A 15,543-nucleotide genomic window follows, 5' to 3' on the forward strand; every position below is an offset into this window, starting at 1 on the left:
TCGCGATGTTGCGTCATCTCTTGCTTTGTCTCCTGATAGTGCTGCCGGGCGCGGCATCGGCATCCGACCTCACGCATGGCGATATCGAGGACGAGCTGGTCGGCAGGCAGATCGCCTGGTGGGAGTCTGAAGGATGGCGTCATGGTCACCTCTTCCTGCTGCCAAACGGCGCTGCCGAGATGACCGTCGAGCGGCCGCAGGCGCAGCACGATGTCGGGCGCTGGTCGCTGCGCGGCGACCAGGTCTGCACCCGCTGGGGCGAGGCGCGCTCGGGGATCGAGAAGTGCTATCGGATCAGGCGCGGCGAAGACGGAATTTTTGTCACCACTGGCGGCAACGTCTTCGAAATCCGCGAGCTCGGGGTCTGACGTCCAAAGTTCATAAAACGGTCGCGGGACTGTAATCGCGCCAATACAAAACTGTCATTGACCGCCTCTAGGGAAGCGGCAGCGGGATCGACCCCGCGCCAATCTTCCTCTGGAGGCTGATAATGAAACGGTATTCCCTTCTCGCCGCGGCCGCATCGGTCATCGCGATGGCGTCGGGCGCTCACGCTCAGGAGCGCACCAAGTTCGAATTCTGGTATGGCCTGACCGGCCAGCTCGGCGAAGTTATGGCCAAGCAGTGCCAGCTCTTCAACGAGAGCCAGGAGAAATACGAGGCCGTATGCGTCGGCCAGGGCGGCTATGACAAGGCCGAGCAGAACACGATTGCCGCCTACCGCGCCAAGCAGCACCCCACCCTCGTCCAGATCTACGACGCCGGCACGGTGAACTTCATGCTCTCCGGCGCAATCTATCCGGCCAACAAGTTCGCCGAGGACTACAAGATCGATGTCGACTGGGATGCCTATTTCCCGGGCATTGCCAACTATTATGCCACCTCCACCGGCGAGATGTGGTCGTTCCCCTATAATTCGTCGACCGCCGTCCTCTACTGGAACAAGGACCAGTGGGCGAAGATCGGCAAGTCCGAGGCGCCCAAGACCTGGGCCGAATTCGCCGCCGACCTGAAGGCGCTCAAGGAAGCCGGCGTCGAGTGCGGTTTCGCTTTCGACTTCGACACCTGGATGAACCTCGAGCAGTTCTCCGCCATCAACGGGCTGCCGATCGCCACGCTCGACAACGGCTATGGCGGTCTCGGCGCGGAGGTCGTCTTCCATCAGACGGCGTTCGCCGATCATATGAACAACTTCAAGGACTGGATGGACGCGGGCTACGCCCAAATCCAGACCAGCCAGGTTGGCAAGAACCTGATCCAGTCCTTCGCAGACGGCACCTGCGCGTCAACCACCAGCTCCATTGCCAACCACGGCGTCGTCGGCTCCACCAAGGCTGAAGGCATGAACTGGGATGTCGCGATGCTGCCGGTCCTCGAAGAGGGCAAGCGCACCAACTCCATCGTCGGCGGCGCGTCGCTGTGGATCATGGAAGGCAAGACGCCTGAGGAGTACGAAGCCACCGCCGCTTTCGTGAAGTATGTCACCGCTCCCGATACCGGCGAGAAGTACATCGCCGAGAACACCGGCTACATCCCGGTCACCACGGCGGGCTTCGAGCTCCTGAAATCGGAAGGCTTCTACGACAAGGAAGGTTATGCGGGCCGCGAGATCGCGATCGAATCGCTCACCGCGTCGGACGTGACCCCGCTGTCGCGTGGCATCCGCCTCGGCAACTTCACCTCGATCCGTGCCGAAGTCCGCGCGGAGCTGGAAGCTGCCTTTACCGGCCAGAAGGACATGGAGACCGCCCTCAGCGATGCGGCCGACCGTTCCAATCAGATTCTACGCCGCTACGAGCAGACCTATCGCGGCGCCGACCTGCCGTGATCTGACACCGGTTCAAAGCACCGATCGGGAGGCGCCGCCGACGCGGCGTCTCCCTTCCAACACTTGAGACAAGCGGGAGCATGCCGTCTTGGAAAAGCGTGTCACCTTCTCGAACACATGGCTCGCCGCGGCGCTGATCCTGCCGCAGATGCTGCTGGTCTTCGTCTTCTTCTACTGGCCCACGGGTGAGGCGCTTTACTGGGCCTTCACGCTCGAGCGCCCTTTCGGCGGTGGCAACGAGTGGGTCGGCCTCTACAATTTCGAGGGCGTCTTCGGCGATCCCAAGTACTGGAGCTCGGTGCGGGTCTCCATGATCTTCGCCATCGCGGCCACCGTGCTGTCGCTGGTGATCGCCGTGCTGATGGCGCTGTTCGTCGACCGACGGTTGCCCGGCCATCAGGTCTACAAATTCACCTTCTTCCTGCCTTACGCACTTGCGGCCCCGGCCGTCGGCCTCGCCTTCCGCTTCATCTTCTCGCCGGATGCGGGTTTCGTCTCCGCCATCAATCAGTTCTTTCCGGGGCTGTGGAACCCGGCGCTCGATGGTTTCGACGCGCTGCTTCTCATCATCCTCGCGCAGGCCTGGAGCCTCGTCGGCTATAATTTCATCTTCTTCCTGGCTGCGCTGCAGTCGATCCCGCGCACTATGAGCGAGGCCGGCGCCATGGATGGCGCGGGCGTCATGCGGCGCATGTGGGACCTGCAGCTTCCGCTGATCACGCCGACGCTGTTCTTCCTGGTCGTCATCAACATCACCGACAGCTTCGTGAACTCGTTCGGCATCGTCGACATAACCACTGGTGGTGGCCCGGCCCGCGCCACAGACCTCATGGTCTACAAGATCTACACCGACGGGTTCCAGGGCAAGGACTACTCGCTGGCTGCCGCCCAGTCGATCGTGCTGATGGTCCTCATCGTCGCCCTCACCTTCATCCAGTTCCGCTTCATCGAGCGGCGCGTCCACTACACCTGACGAGGGCCGCGACCATGATCGAACGCACTCCCGTTCTCGACTTCATCACCCAGGCGATCCTCGTTCTGAGCCTTGTTGCGCTGCTGATGCCGCTGTGGGTCGTGTTCGTGGCTGCCAGCCACGACTACCAGACCGTCAACCAGGTGCCGATGCCGTTGTGGCCGGGCTCTCACCTGTTCGAAAATCTCTCGGCAGCATGGGCGGCCGGCAATTTCGACCGCGTCATGCTGAATTCGGTGATCGTTGCCGTTGGCGTCACGGTCGGCAAGATCTGCATAGCGGCTCTGTCTGCCTTCTCGATCGTCTATTTCAGCTACCGCCTGCGCATGCTCCTGTTCTGGCTCATCTTCATCACGCTGATGTTGCCGCTGGAAGTACGCATCGTGCCGACTTACGCGGTCGCGGCCAATGCGCTGGGTCCGTTCGAGGCGATCCTAAACGCCATCGGCATCAGCATCCGCCTGCCCGAGTGGAACCTTCTCAATTCCTATTCCGGCCTGATCCTGCCTCTGGTGGCGACGGCAACCGGAACGTTCCTCTACCGCCAGTTCTTCATGACGATCCCGGACGAGCTTGCCGAGGCCGCCAAGATGGACGGGTCGGGGCCGCTGCGCTTCTTCTTCGAAGTGCTGCTGCCGCTGTCCAAGACCAACATGGCCGCTCTGGCGACCATCATGTTCGTCTGGTCGTGGAACCAGTATCTGTGGCCGCTGCTCATCGTCACCGACCACGCCAACTACGCCACCGCCACCATGCAGTTGCAGAAGGTGGTGCCGGGTCCGCTGTTCGGCGCGCCGCCGATCTGGAACACGGCGATGGCTGCCAACCTGATCGTGCTTACGCCGCCCGTGCTCGTCACCATCCTGCTGCAGCGCTGGTTCGTGCGCGGCCTCATCTCAACCGACAAATAGAGTGTCATCGACCATGGCCGAAATAACCCTTCGCAACGTCCGTAAATCCTACGCCAAGACCGAGGTCGTCCACGGCGTCGATCTCGATGTTGCTGCCGGCGAGTTCATCGTCATTCTCGGCCCGTCCGGCTGCGGCAAGTCCACGCTTCTGCGCATGGTGGCCGGCCTCGAGAGCATCACCGAGGGCGAGATCGAGCTTGGCGGCAAGGTCGTCAACCAGCTCGAACCGCGCGAGCGCGGCTGCGCCATGGTCTTTCAGAACTACGCGCTCTATCCGCACATGACGGTCGGCCAGAACATCGGCTATTCGCTGAAGATAGCCGGCGTGCCGCGCGCCAAACGTGACGAGCGTGTGGGCAAGGTCGCCGCCTCGCTGGGGCTGGAGGATTTTCTCGATCGCAGACCGGCGCAGCTTTCCGGCGGCCAGCGCCAGCGCGTGGCCATGGGTCGTGCGATGATCCGCGAGCCGAAGGTCTTTCTCTACGACGAGCCGCTGTCGAACCTCGACGCCAAGCTGCGCGTCGCCATGCGCATCGAGATCCGCAAGCTGCACCAGAGGCTCGGCACGACGACGCTGTTCGTCACCCATGACCAGGTCGAGGCGATGACGCTCGCCGACCGTATCGTGGTGATGAACAAAGGCGTCGTCGAGCAGGTCGGCTCGCCCTCTGAAATCTACCGGCGGCCCGGGACCACTTATGTGGCCAATTTCATCGGTTCGCCCGGGCTCAACCTCATCGCTGCCACGGCCGATCCCGACAAGGGCAAGGTGACTTTGCCGGACGGCCAGCAGCTTTCCTACGACACCAAACGCTGGCCCGACGTCGGCTACGGACCGGTTACCGCCGGCTTCCGGGCGGAAGCCGTCCGGCTGGCGGCCGGTGGCATTTCCGGCTCGTTCGAGTTCGCCGAGGAGCTCGGTTCCGGCAAGCTGATGCACTGCAGTTTTTCAGGCCACACGCTGATCGCGCACGCTTTCGGCGACAAGGCTTTTCAGCAAGGCGCGGCGGTGTCGTTTCAGATAGATCCGTCGGCGGTCCACCTGTTCGACGCCGAAACCGGCAAGCGGCTGGCGGAGGCTGATGGGAGCGCCATGGCTCCCGAACCCCGCAAGGCTGTTGCTGAGACATTGTCCGTTTAGTCGGCTCACGTCATCCACCTGTCATTGGAATCTGGTGAAAGGTGCCGCATGGAAGCGCCCCGGCAAGATGATTCGAACGGCTCCGATCGGCCTCGCCACTATCGCAGCCTGTTTCTGTCCGATATTCACCTTGGCACCAAGGGCGCCCAGGCCGACGCTCTGCTCGAATTCCTAAAAGAGCACGACGCCGATACCATCTACCTCGTCGGTGACATCGTCGACGGGTGGCGACTGAAGTCCGGCTGGTACTGGCCGCAGTCGCACAACGACGTTGTCCAGAAGCTCCTGCGCAAGGCACGCAAGGGCTCGCGCATCATCTATGTGCCGGGCAATCACGATGAGTTTCTGCGCGATTTCTACGGCACCCATTTCGGCGGCATCGAGGTCTGCGAGACCACGGTGCATGTCGCGGCCGACGGCAAACGTTACCTCGTCATTCATGGCGACGTATTCGACATGGTCGTGCGCCACGCCAAGTGGCTCGCCTTCCTCGGCGACTGGGCCTACGAGATCGCTCTTGCCGTCAGTACACGCATCAACTGGGTTCGGCGCAAGCTCGGCTTTACCTACTGGTCGCTATCGGCATGGGCGAAGCGCACGGTCAAGAACGCGGTCAATTATATCGGCAACTTCGAAGAGACGCTTGCCGCCGAGGCGGAGCGGCAGGGCGTCGATGGTGTCATCTGCGGCCATATTCACTCCGCAGCCATGCGCGACTTCGACGGCTTCACCTACATCAACACCGGCGATTGGGTCGAAAGCTGCACGGCGCTGGTGGAGCACGAGGATGGACGCATGGAAATCATCCACTGGTCCGAGGTGAGCGAGACGCTCAACGCGCGTCGGGCGGCGGCCATTCCATTCCGCCGCCATCGGGCGGCCTGAGGCTCACGCCGTTGCGTATCCTCATCGTCACCGATGCCTGGCGGCCGCAGATCAACGGCGTCGTGCGCACGTTGGAGAAGCTTGGCGAAACGCTTGGCGAGATGGGCGTGGACGTGGAATTCCTCACGCCGCTCGGTTTCCACTCCATACCCATGCCTTCCTATCCCGACATCAGGCTGGCGCTGGCGCTTCCCGGCGAAGTGGCGCGACGCATCGACGATGCTGAGCCTGACAGCATCCACATTGCGACCGAGGGTCCGCTGGGCTTTCTGGCGCGGCGCGTGTGTCTGTCGCGCGGTATCCCTTTCACCACCAGCTATCACACGCGTTTTCCCGAATTCCTGCGTGCCCGGCTCCCCGTGCCCGAAAGCTGGAGCTACCGGTGGCTCCGGCGCTTCCACAATGCCGGCGCCGGCATGATGGTCGCCACGCCCTCGCTCGGGCAGGAACTCTCCGAGCGCGGCTTCGACAACATCCGCCTGTGGTCGCGTGGGGTCGATACGTTGCTGTTCAACCCAGACCGCCGGCGCGATCTCGGATTGCCGGGGCCGATCTTCCTGAATGTGGGCCGCGTGGCGGTCGAAAAGAACCTGCCTGCGTTCCTCGATCTCGACCTGCCGGGCAGCAAGGTCGTCGTCGGCGACGGCCCGGCCCTGGAAGCGCTGAAGGCACGGTATCCCGACGTTCACTTCCTGGGCGTTCGCACCGGCGACGAGCTCGCTGCGATCTACGCATCGGCAGATGTCTTCGTATTCCCGAGCCGGACCGACACCTTTGGCAATGTGATCCTCGAGGCGCTGGCGAGCGGCTGTCCGGTCGCGGCGTTTCCCGTCACAGGTCCTCTCGACATCGCCAGCGACGGCCATGAAGGCGTGGTTGTCGATGACGACCTCACCAGGGCCGCGATGACCGCGCTTGCCGTTCCCCGCGTGGCCGCCCGCGCCAAGGCGGAAACCTATGACTGGCGTGAATGCAGCCAGCAATTCCTCCGGAATCTCCCAGCAGCCCGGCATTGCCTGCCCGCCGCAACACTCAGGCTGCCGGCGTCGATGACAGAAGGTATCTCCCGATGAATGCCACCGCCGCATATCGGCAAGCTTCGCCCACGGGTTCGAAAAAGCGCGCCGGCGCACGGTTGCAGCAGGCTGTCCGCCGCAACTCGCTGCTGTCTCCCGCCGGCCTTTCCGAATACGTCTTCGCGCGCCTCTTTCACGGGCTCGTCTACGCCCAGATATGGGAGGATCCCGAGGTCGACATGGCGGCGCTGGAGATCGGCCCCGGGCATCATCTGGTGACCATAGCTTCCGGCGGCTGCAACGCACTGTCCTACCTGCTGGCGGACCCGGCGCGGATAGAGGCAGTCGACCTGAACCCCGCCCATGTCGCGTTCAACCGCCTGAAGCTTGCGGCGCTGGCGACGCTCCCCGACTACGAGACCTTCCACCGGTTTTATGGCAAGGCCGACGATAGCGCCAATATCGAGGCCTATGGCCGCTATCTCGCACCGGTTCTCGATGCCGAGACCCGCGCCTATTGGGAGGGCCGCACCCTTTCGGGCCGCAAGCGTATCTCGATCTTCCGCCGGCGTCTCTATCGCCACGGCCTGCTTGGAAACTTCATCGGCTGGGGTCATCGCGTGGCGCGCCTCTACGGCGCGGATCCGCGTGGCCTGCTGCAGGCGCGGACGCTGGAGGACCAGCGGCGCTTCTTCGACAGCACCATCGCGCCGTTGTTCGACAAGCGCCTCATCCGCTGGGCGACGGGCCAGAAGTCATCATTGTTCGGCTTGGGCATCCCGCCGCAGCAATACGACGCGCTTGCGGGCGGCAGCGACATGGCGACGGTGCTGCGCGCGCGCCTCGAAAAGCTCGCCTGCGATTTTCCGCTGTCGGAGAACTATTTCGCCTGGCAAGCCTTCGGCCGCGGTTATGGCGAGGGTGATTGCCCGCTGCCGCCCTATCTGTCGCGTGAGAATTTCGAGGCCGTGCGTGCCCGCGCCAATCGCGCCTCGGTGGTCAATGTCTCGATCACCGAGCTGCTGGCGGCCAAACCTGCCGCGTCGGTCGACCGTTACGTTCTGCTCGATGCGCAGGACTGGATGTCCGACGAGCAGTTGAACGCGCTATGGGCCGAGATAACGCGCACGGCCAAGCCCGGCGCGCGGGTCATTTTCCGCACGGCCGCGGCGGACAACCTGCTGCCGGGCCGGGTCGAGGACGCCACGCTTTCGCGCTGGGATTATCGCGAGGCGGAATCGCGTGCGTTCCACGCGCGCGACCGCTCCTCGATCTATGGCGGTTTCCACCTTCACGTTTTCCGGGAATGAACGCCATGGATGCACGCTCCGACCACGCGCTGCTGATGGACCGCATCTACCGCTATCAGCGGCGGTTCGGCATCTATGACGCCACGCGCAAATATTATCTGCTCGGCCGCGACCCGATGATCGCTTCGCTGGCGCCGCCGGCCGGGGGCACGGTGCTTGAGATCGGCTGCGGCACGGGGCGTAATCTCGTGCAGGCGGCCCGTCGCTACCCCGAGGCTCGTTTCCACGGCATCGACATATCGAGCGAGATGCTCGCTGCCGCCGGCGACGCGATTTCCTCCGCCGGGCTGCGCGGTCGTGTGCGGCTGGCCTGCGCGGACGCCGCGACATTCGACCCGCGCACGACCTTCGGCAGCGAGAGCTACGACCGCATCTTCATTTCCTATGCGGTGTCGATGATCCCGCAATGGCGTGCCGTCATGGCCGAAGCGTCCCGTCGCCTTGCGCAGGGCGGCGAACTGCATGTCGCCGACTTCGGCGACATGGCAGGGCTTCCAGCCTCGTTCCGCTCGGCCGTACATTCATGGCTGCGGTTGCATCACGTCGCACCCCGCAAAGACCTGTTCGAAACGGCAGCGGGCATCGCCGAAGCCGTCGGCGGCGCGACGCAGGAGCGGCGCCTGCACCGCGGGTTCTCCTGGATTTCGGTGATACGCCGTCCGGCGGCTGCCTGATCGTCAGCGCCTGCGGTAAAGCCAGAGCGTGACCGGCGCCAGAAGCACGGTCAGTGCCACCGGTGCCGCGAGCGCCAGCGCAATCTGCGTGGCGTCGCTGTTGCCGCTCATCAGCCCGCGCATGGCGGTGGTCATCAGCGAAACCGGGTTCACGTCGACAAAGGCGCGCAGCCAACCGGGCATGGTTCCCGGATCGACCATGATGTTCGACGCGAACACCAGCGGAAACAGGAAGGTGAAGCCGAACGTCATCACCGTCATCGGCGTGCGTACCAGCAGGCCGAGCACGATAAAGACCCAACCCATGCCGAAGCCGATGGCGATGAGCAGGGCGAAGGCTGCGACCACGCCGACGATACCTGCTTCCGGGCGATAGCCGAGAATGAGCCCGATGGCGAGGATGATGCCGCCGGCAATCAGATGGCGCAGTATGTCGCCGACCATCAAGCCGGCAAACGGCGCCAGCGACCAGATCGGCAGCGAGCGGAATCGGTCGAAAAGCCCCTTCGACAGGTCCGTCGAAAGCCCCATGCCCGAATAGACCGCATTGAAGACGACCGTCTGGACGAGAATGCCCGGCAGGAAGAACTGCAGATAGTCGCCGGTCGAACCCGCCAGCGCGCCACCGAACACGAAGGTGAACAACAGCGTGAACATGATGGGCGTCATCACGAGGTCGAAGAGCTGCTCCGGCACATGCTTGAACTTCAGCACCGCACGCCAGCCGAACACCAGCGCGTTGGAAAGCGCCGACGGCTCCTTCGGCCGCGCGACCAGCCGCAGGATCTGCGCGAGGGCTGCGGGAGACGTCTCGCTCATGCCGGTTTGTCCGTGTTTGCGTGTTGGTCGGCCGGTCCGCCGGTCAGGGCAAAGAACACTTCGTCTAGGCTTGGCGAGCCCATCGAGAAGTCGGCGGGCTCGATCCCGGCTTCGATGAGCGCGGAGAGCGCTTCGCTGGCCGCCTGGGCCGATCCCGCCATCACCGAGAGCCTGCCGCCCTCGACGCCGCGCTGGACCGTTCCGCCAAGCTTCTCCGCCAGCAGCCGCTCGGCCTGGTCGAACTGGTTCGGATCGGCGAGCGCGATATGCAGGAAGCCAGAGCCCGTCGCGGCCTTCAGCTCGCGGCTGGTGCCCTCGGCGATCTTCCTGCCGTGGTCGATGACGACGATACGCGCTGCAAGCTGGTCCGCCTCGTCGAGATATTGCGTCGTCAAGAGCACGGTGACGCCGGTCGCCGCCAGCGCCCGGATGATGCGCCAGACGCCCTGCCGGACCTTGGGGTCGAGGCCGGTCGTCGGCTCGTCCAGGAACAGCACGCCGGGCGTGACGATCAGCGAGGCGGCGATGTCGAGGCGCCGCCGCATGCCGCCGGAATAATCCTTCACCTGTTTTCCGGCTGCGTCGGCAAGGTCGAAGGCAGCCAGCAGCTCGTCCGCGCGCGCCTTGGCCTGTCCGCCCCTGAAACCCCAGAGGCGCGAGATCAGAACGAGGTTTTCGCGTCCGGTCAGGTCTTCGTCGAGCGAGGCGAACTGCCCCGTCATGGCGATCGAGCCGCGCACGGCCTGCGGTGCGCTGACAAGGTCGTGGCCCATCACCGTGGCCGTGCCGGCATCGGGCTTGGTGAGCGTAGCCAGCATGCGCATCAACGTGGTCTTGCCCGCGCCATTGGGTCCGAGAATGGCAAAGATCATACCGCGCGGCACGTCGAGATCGATGCCATCGACGGCGCGAAGCGTGCCGAAGGATTTCGCCAGCCCACGCGTTGAAATGGCGAGCGCTGGTTGCTGGCCGGACAAGATCGCTCGCGCGGAGGGCGTTTCGTTCACTGTCTTGCTTCCATGTTTCAGGTGCCGGCGTGCTGCGACCTCGGGTGGCGGGCCGGGCGCACGCATATAGCAGCTTAGATGTGCCTTTTGAACGGCGCCGCCCGGCGCGCAGCGCAGCCAACTGACAACACCCTGACGGGAGGCCGGCGGGTGGTCAGCGCCCCGCGGCGTCCTGCATGGCCAGCTTGAGTTGGGCGACGAAGTTCTCGGCGTAGCTGGACAGGGCCGCGTCCTTGCGCATGCCGACGAAGGTCTGGAACGTCGTCTCCTCGGCAATCGGAATGACCGCGATCTCGTCACTGCGCATGTCGGCGACGGTGAAGATGTCGAGCACGGCAACGCCGAGGTTCTGCTTCACCAGCGCACAGACGGTCGTCCCGAACCTGGCGCGGATGGCGATCTCGTAGTCCAGCCCCTCGCGCGCGAAGATGCCCGCCATGATGCCGCCGAAGGGGTCGTTCGGGTCGATGCCGATCAGTTGGTACTTCACGATGTCGGCCGCCTTCACCGCCTTCTGCTGCGACAGCGGATGGCCGGGGGCGGTGATGCAGACAAGATGCCCCCTGGCCAGCGGCTCGAAAGTGAGCGACGGATGCTCCAGCCGATAGCTCATCACCGCCAGCTCGCCCTTTTCGAGCAGCAGGAAATCGATCGCGTCTTCCAGCTTGATGACGTCGAAGCTGATCCGCAGATCGGGATGAAGCGCATGCACGCCGGCAATAGCGCGCGGTACCATCACATTGGCTATGCTTGGCACGGAGGCGATGGACAGCTCCGCGCCCTTGCCCCGCTCGAGCTGGTTGATGGAGAATTGCAGGTCGCCGAGCTTCTTGTGAACGTCCTGCAGCAAGTCGAAGAGCGTTCGAGCCTCGGGCGAGGGTACGTAGCGGCCGCCCTTGCGTACGAAGAGCTTGATACCCAGCACGGATTCCAGATGCTTCATTGTCCGGCTGACGCCGGGCTGCGCGACGTTGAGCATGCGCGCGGCGCCGGCGACGCTGCCGGCAACCATCACGGCGCGGATGACTTCGATCTGGCGCAGGGTCAGCATTGCGCCGCGACAATGCCTCGCTGCGGCTCGCCAGTCCAGCGCCTGCGGTCGAAACATTGTCCCATTGACAGGTGACGGGCACGCAAGGACATAAGCGGCGCATGACCCAGGCTTCCCACGACATCTCACTCGACGCTGACACCGAGATCGCCATCCGGCAGAACCTGACGCTCGTCGCTCTCGGCAAGCGGCCGGCCGACGTGGCGCTGCGGGTCGGTCGCCTGCTCGACGTTCACACCCGCACATGGCTTTCCGATCAGGAGGTCGTCATCAGCGGGCGGCGTATCGCCTACGTGGGCGATGCGGGCACCTGGCCGGGCCAGGTCGCGAAGCGGGTCCACGAGCCCGATCTGGCCGCGGTCCCGGGGCTCGGCGAGGTTCACAAGCACATCGAAAGTTCGCATCTGACGCCCGAGTGGGAGGCAGCACTCGTCCTGCCGCGCGGCAACACCTGGACCTGCGAGGCCAGCCACGAATTCTCCAACGTCAACGGTGCCCGCACGCTCGACTTCTGGCTGGCAGCGCGGCGTGCCGGTTCGCCGCTCAAGATATTTCCGCTGCCGGGCTCGGCCGTGCCGCCCACGGGCTACGAGCATGGCGGCGGATGGCTCGGCTATGACGAGCAGCGCGACTTCCTGCGCGAAAGCCTGATGGTGGCCGGGCTGGACGAGGTGATGGACTGGCCGGCGGTCTGGAATCCCGACAACCCGTCCTACGGCCGGCTATGGGGCATGATCCGCGCGACCTTCGAGCAACGCGGCGTCGTAGAGGGCCATGCGGCGGGCATTCGCGACATGCCAACCATCAACGCCTTCGCTGCCGCCGGGCTTGCTTCGGACCACGAGGCGTGGACCCTCGAGGAGTTCTGGGACAAGCTTTCGCGCGGCCTGTTCATGGAGTTGCGCCCGCACACGCTTCCCGAGGTCGTAGCAGGCCTTCTGGACAAGGGGCTCGCCGACTGGTCGCAGGTTTCGCTGACGACCGACGACCGCAGTGCCTCCGACACGCTCGAACTCGGTGCGACCGATCACAACGTTCGGCTGGCGATCAAGGCGGGGCTTGCCCCGGAGATCGCCGTGCAGTGCGTGACGATCAACCCGGCCCGCCACATGCGGCTGACCCCTTGGGTCGGCTCGCTCGCGCCGGGGCGGTATGCCGACATCGTGCTGTTGTCTGACGTCGCGGATTTCGAGATCGCAAAGGTCTGGGCCGACGGCGCTCAGGTTTCCGAGGGCAAGACCTACCTGCCCGACGTGCCGAAAATCGACTGGCCGGACTGGGCGGCGGATACGATCAATATCGGCAGGACGCTGGAAGCGGAGGATTTCGCCATACAGGCCGCGCCCGGCCGTGCGACGATGACGGCGGCCGTGCTGCGCCCGTTCCACTGGGCCGACGATTTCCTCACCTTCGAGTTGCCCGTACGTGACGGTCTGGTGCAGCGCGACGAAAGCCGAAACATCACCAAGTTCGCCATCGTCGATCGCTTTTCGGGCACCGGCGCGGTCTCGAAGATGTTCTGGCTCGGCTGTGGTCCCCGCACGCCCGAGACCGCGCTCGCCTGCTCGATGGCGCATGACAAGCACAATGTCTGGTGTGTCGGCTCGTCGGATGCCGCGATGGCGAAAGCCGTCAACGCACTGGCCGAAAACAGGGGCGGGTGGGCGCTGGTGCGTGAAGGCGAGGTGGTTGCCCGCGTCCGCTACGAGATCGCGGGGCTGATGTCGTGCCGCCCGGCAGAGGCGCTGCACGAGGAGATGCAGCATCTCTATGCCGAGGGCGCAAAGGTCGACTGGATGTACGAGCCGACCTTCCATCCGCGCTGGCTGCCGGGTTTCCCCGAGCGGCTGGCATTCGCCACGCTGACCTGCGCGCCGTGGCGCTGGGTGCTGGTGGCGCCTAGCGAGCATGCGCCGCAGGGCCTGGTCAACGTCCAGACGGGCGAGACGCATCCCGTCGTGTTCTGACGGGCATCAGCGTCGGGGCATGCCCTTCGGGCCGAGCGCGCGCTGTTGGGCAGCGATCCGGAACTGGGCATTCGGCGCGCCGTAGCCCTGATAGCCGTTGCGCCGTTCGACCACTTCGAGAAACAGGCCCTCGCCGAAGAGCGGGCTGTAGAGCTGGAAATACTCCCCGCCGTCGATGTCTCGGTCGTAGAGAATGTTGGCCTCGCGCAGCCGGTCGGCCAGCTCCGGGGCAAGACCCAGCCGCGCCTCCAGATCGTCATAGTAGTTGCGCGAGATCTGCAGGGTGGCAAAACCCGCGGCCTTGATCGCCTCGGCCGTCGCGAAGATGTCGGCGCTGGAGAATGCGAGATGCTGGACGGATGAGCCGAAGCTTTCGGCAACGAAGCGGCCGGCCAGCGTGCGTCGGCTCTCCGCACCGTTGAGCGTCAGCCTGAACCGGCTATCGAGACCCTCCACAACCTGGCTGCGCACGAGACCAGCGGGATCGACGACGTCGACGACGGGGGATTTTCGTGTCGCGAAGATCGAGGTGTAGAAGAGCAGCCAGCTCAGCATCTCGTCGGTGTTCATGGTCTGCGCGACGTGGTCGATTCGCCGTAGGCCTGCGCCGGCTGCTGTCGGCTCCATCGTTTCGAACTCGATGTCCCAGACGCGCGACAGTCCCGACGGCTCGTCGATGAAGTAGAGAACGCTGCCGCCGACGCCGCGAATCGCCGGGACTTCGAGTTCGCCCGGCCCGCGCGGTTCGAAAAAGACTTCCGCCCCGAGCGCGGTCGCGCGTTCCACGGTCGCCTTTGCGTCTTCCACGCGCAGTCCGATCGCATAGGCGGAAAGGCCGTGGACGGTATGCGACGAGTGCGCGAAGCCTTCCTTGCCGGTGTTGATCACGATGTTGATGTCGCCTTGGCGGTAAAGGACCACATCGCGGTTGCGATGCCGGGCGGCGAGCGTGAACCCCATCGAGACGAGAAGCTTTGCAAGCCTTTGCGCTTCATCCTCGTTTGCGGCGAACTCGACGAACTCCACCCCTTCCACCGCCACCCGGTCCGGCATTGGCGGCAGTTCGACCGGCACCGGCTCGCTGCGCCGCACCTGGTCCATGAGGTAGATGAGCGACCTGTGTCCGTCGGCAGCGATGGAACGGGCCGAGCCGCCGCGAAACTGGTCGTTGAAAATCTCCAGCGAGACCGGCCCGGCATAGCCGGTCGCGGCGACCGCGCGCATGAAGTCGGCCACCGGCAGGTCGCCCTCGCCGGGCATGTTGCGGTAGTGGCGGCTCCACTGGAGCAGGTCCATGTCGAACTTCGGCGCATCGGCGAGTTGGACGATGAAGATGCGGTCTCCGGGGATCGACCGGATCGAAGCGACGTCTATCTCGCGTGCCAGCGTGTGGAATGAATCGAGGATCAGCCCGATATTCGGATGGTCGGCCCTGCGCACCACCTCCCATGCGTCGCGATGATCGTTGATGAAGCTACCCCAGGCGAGCGCCTCGTAGCCGACCCGCAGGTCCCGCTTCGCAGCGCGTTCGCCAAGCTCCCGGAAGTCGGCCGCCGCGCGGTCGATGCCGCCAAGCGCGACCGGCGACACGCTGGAGCAGATCAGCATCAGGTCGGTCCCGAGCTCCTGCATCAGATCGAATTTGCGCTCTGCGCGGTCGAAAGCGCGGCTCCGCTGCGGTTCGGGCAGCCCTTCGAAATCGCGGAAAGGCTGGAACAGCGTGATCTCGAGCCCGTGGTCGCGCACCATCCGGCCCACCTCCGCCGGCGACTCGTCGAAAGCGAGAAAATCGTTCTCGAATATCTCGATGCCGTCAAAACCTGCTTCCGCAATCGCGGCGAGCTTCTCCTTCAGGTCTCCGCTAATCGAGACCGTGGCGATGGATGTCTTCATGTTCGACCCGTGGCTTGTGCGCGCGACCGCGGCTGCGCGCTGACTCCCCATCCCATCAAGTGGGCGAG

The 15,543-nt window shown here is 64.6% G+C and carries 14 protein-coding genes; 10 read left to right on the forward strand and 4 right to left on the reverse strand.

Features of this window, described 5'->3' with window-relative positions; genetic code table 11:
- Positions 1-5: 5 nt before the first annotated feature.
- The 9 genes from ACVJNE_RS08510 to ACVJNE_RS08550 all read left to right on the forward strand — a co-directional run bounded on the left by ACVJNE_RS08510 (position 6) and on the right by ACVJNE_RS08550 (position 8,738).
- On the forward strand, positions 6-368 hold the full coding sequence (locus tag ACVJNE_RS08510) for a hypothetical protein (RefSeq protein ID WP_499564667.1): 363 nt from the start codon (positions 6-8) through the stop codon (positions 366-368).
- A gap of 122 nt (positions 369-490) precedes the next feature.
- Entirely contained in the window at positions 491-1,828 is a 1,338-nt protein-coding gene (locus tag ACVJNE_RS08515; protein WP_499564668.1) for an extracellular solute-binding protein, read from the forward strand.
- Positions 1,829-1,916: 88 nt separating this feature from the next.
- Complete coding sequence (locus tag ACVJNE_RS08520; protein WP_421928198.1) at positions 1,917-2,801, forward strand: carbohydrate ABC transporter permease; 885 nt, start codon at positions 1,917-1,919, stop codon at positions 2,799-2,801.
- Positions 2,802-2,815: 14 nt separating this feature from the next.
- Positions 2,816-3,712: a sn-glycerol-3-phosphate ABC transporter permease UgpE gene (ugpE, locus tag ACVJNE_RS08525; RefSeq protein ID WP_499564671.1), complete on the forward strand. Its 897-nt coding sequence runs from the start codon at positions 2,816-2,818 to the stop codon at positions 3,710-3,712.
- A gap of 13 nt (positions 3,713-3,725) precedes the next feature.
- A complete protein-coding gene (locus ACVJNE_RS08530) occupies positions 3,726-4,853 on the forward strand; it encodes an ABC transporter ATP-binding protein (protein ID WP_499564673.1) in 1,128 nt (375 codons plus the stop codon).
- A 48-nt stretch (positions 4,854-4,901) separates the two neighbouring features.
- Positions 4,902-5,738, forward strand: coding sequence for a UDP-2,3-diacylglucosamine diphosphatase (locus ACVJNE_RS08535; protein ID WP_499564675.1), 837 nt, complete (start codon positions 4,902-4,904; stop codon positions 5,736-5,738).
- An 11-nt stretch (positions 5,739-5,749) separates the two neighbouring features.
- Entirely contained in the window at positions 5,750-6,811 is a 1,062-nt protein-coding gene (locus tag ACVJNE_RS08540; RefSeq protein ID WP_499564677.1) for a glycosyltransferase family 4 protein, read from the forward strand.
- Positions 6,808-8,064 (forward strand): BtaA family protein, encoded by a 1,257-nt coding sequence (locus ACVJNE_RS08545; RefSeq protein WP_499564679.1) that lies wholly within the window; start codon positions 6,808-6,810, stop codon positions 8,062-8,064. Before ACVJNE_RS08540 ends, ACVJNE_RS08545 begins: the two co-directional genes overlap by 4 nt.
- 5 nt (positions 8,065-8,069) lie before the next feature.
- The gene (locus tag ACVJNE_RS08550) at positions 8,070-8,738 is read left to right on the forward strand and encodes a class I SAM-dependent methyltransferase (protein ID WP_499564681.1); all 669 of its coding nucleotides are present in this window, start codon (positions 8,070-8,072) and stop codon (positions 8,736-8,738) included.
- 3 nt (positions 8,739-8,741) lie between these two features.
- On the opposite strand, the gene ACVJNE_RS08555 is transcribed toward ACVJNE_RS08550, so the two are convergent.
- From ACVJNE_RS08555 to ACVJNE_RS08565, 3 genes are all read right to left on the reverse strand, one after another.
- Positions 8,742-9,557 carry an ABC transporter permease gene (locus ACVJNE_RS08555; RefSeq protein WP_499564683.1) on the reverse strand — a complete coding sequence of 272 codons (816 nt, stop codon included), beginning with the start codon at positions 9,555-9,557 and terminating at the stop codon, positions 8,742-8,744.
- A complete protein-coding gene (locus ACVJNE_RS08560) occupies positions 9,554-10,564 on the reverse strand; it encodes an ATP-binding cassette domain-containing protein (protein WP_499564685.1) in 1,011 nt (336 codons plus the stop codon). The genes ACVJNE_RS08555 and ACVJNE_RS08560 overlap by 4 nt, the downstream gene beginning before the upstream one ends.
- 154 nt (positions 10,565-10,718) lie before the next feature.
- A complete protein-coding gene (locus ACVJNE_RS08565; protein ID WP_499564687.1) occupies positions 10,719-11,615 on the reverse strand; it encodes a LysR substrate-binding domain-containing protein in 897 nt (298 codons plus the stop codon).
- Between the two features lie 101 nt (positions 11,616-11,716).
- On the opposite strand from ACVJNE_RS08565, the gene ACVJNE_RS08570 reads away from it, so the two are divergent.
- Entirely contained in the window at positions 11,717-13,582 is a 1,866-nt protein-coding gene (locus tag ACVJNE_RS08570) for an adenine deaminase (RefSeq protein WP_499564689.1), read from the forward strand.
- 6 nt (positions 13,583-13,588) lie between these two features.
- Here ACVJNE_RS08570 and ACVJNE_RS08575 read toward each other — a convergent pair whose 3' ends face one another.
- Positions 13,589-15,475, reverse strand: a complete 1,887-nt coding sequence (locus ACVJNE_RS08575; protein ID WP_499564690.1) for a bifunctional sugar phosphate isomerase/epimerase/4-hydroxyphenylpyruvate dioxygenase family protein — start codon at positions 15,473-15,475, stop codon at positions 13,589-13,591.
- Positions 15,476-15,543: the final 68 nt, after the last annotated feature.

The sequence above is a fragment of the Mesorhizobium sp. DxT genome (genome assembly GCF_058448885.1).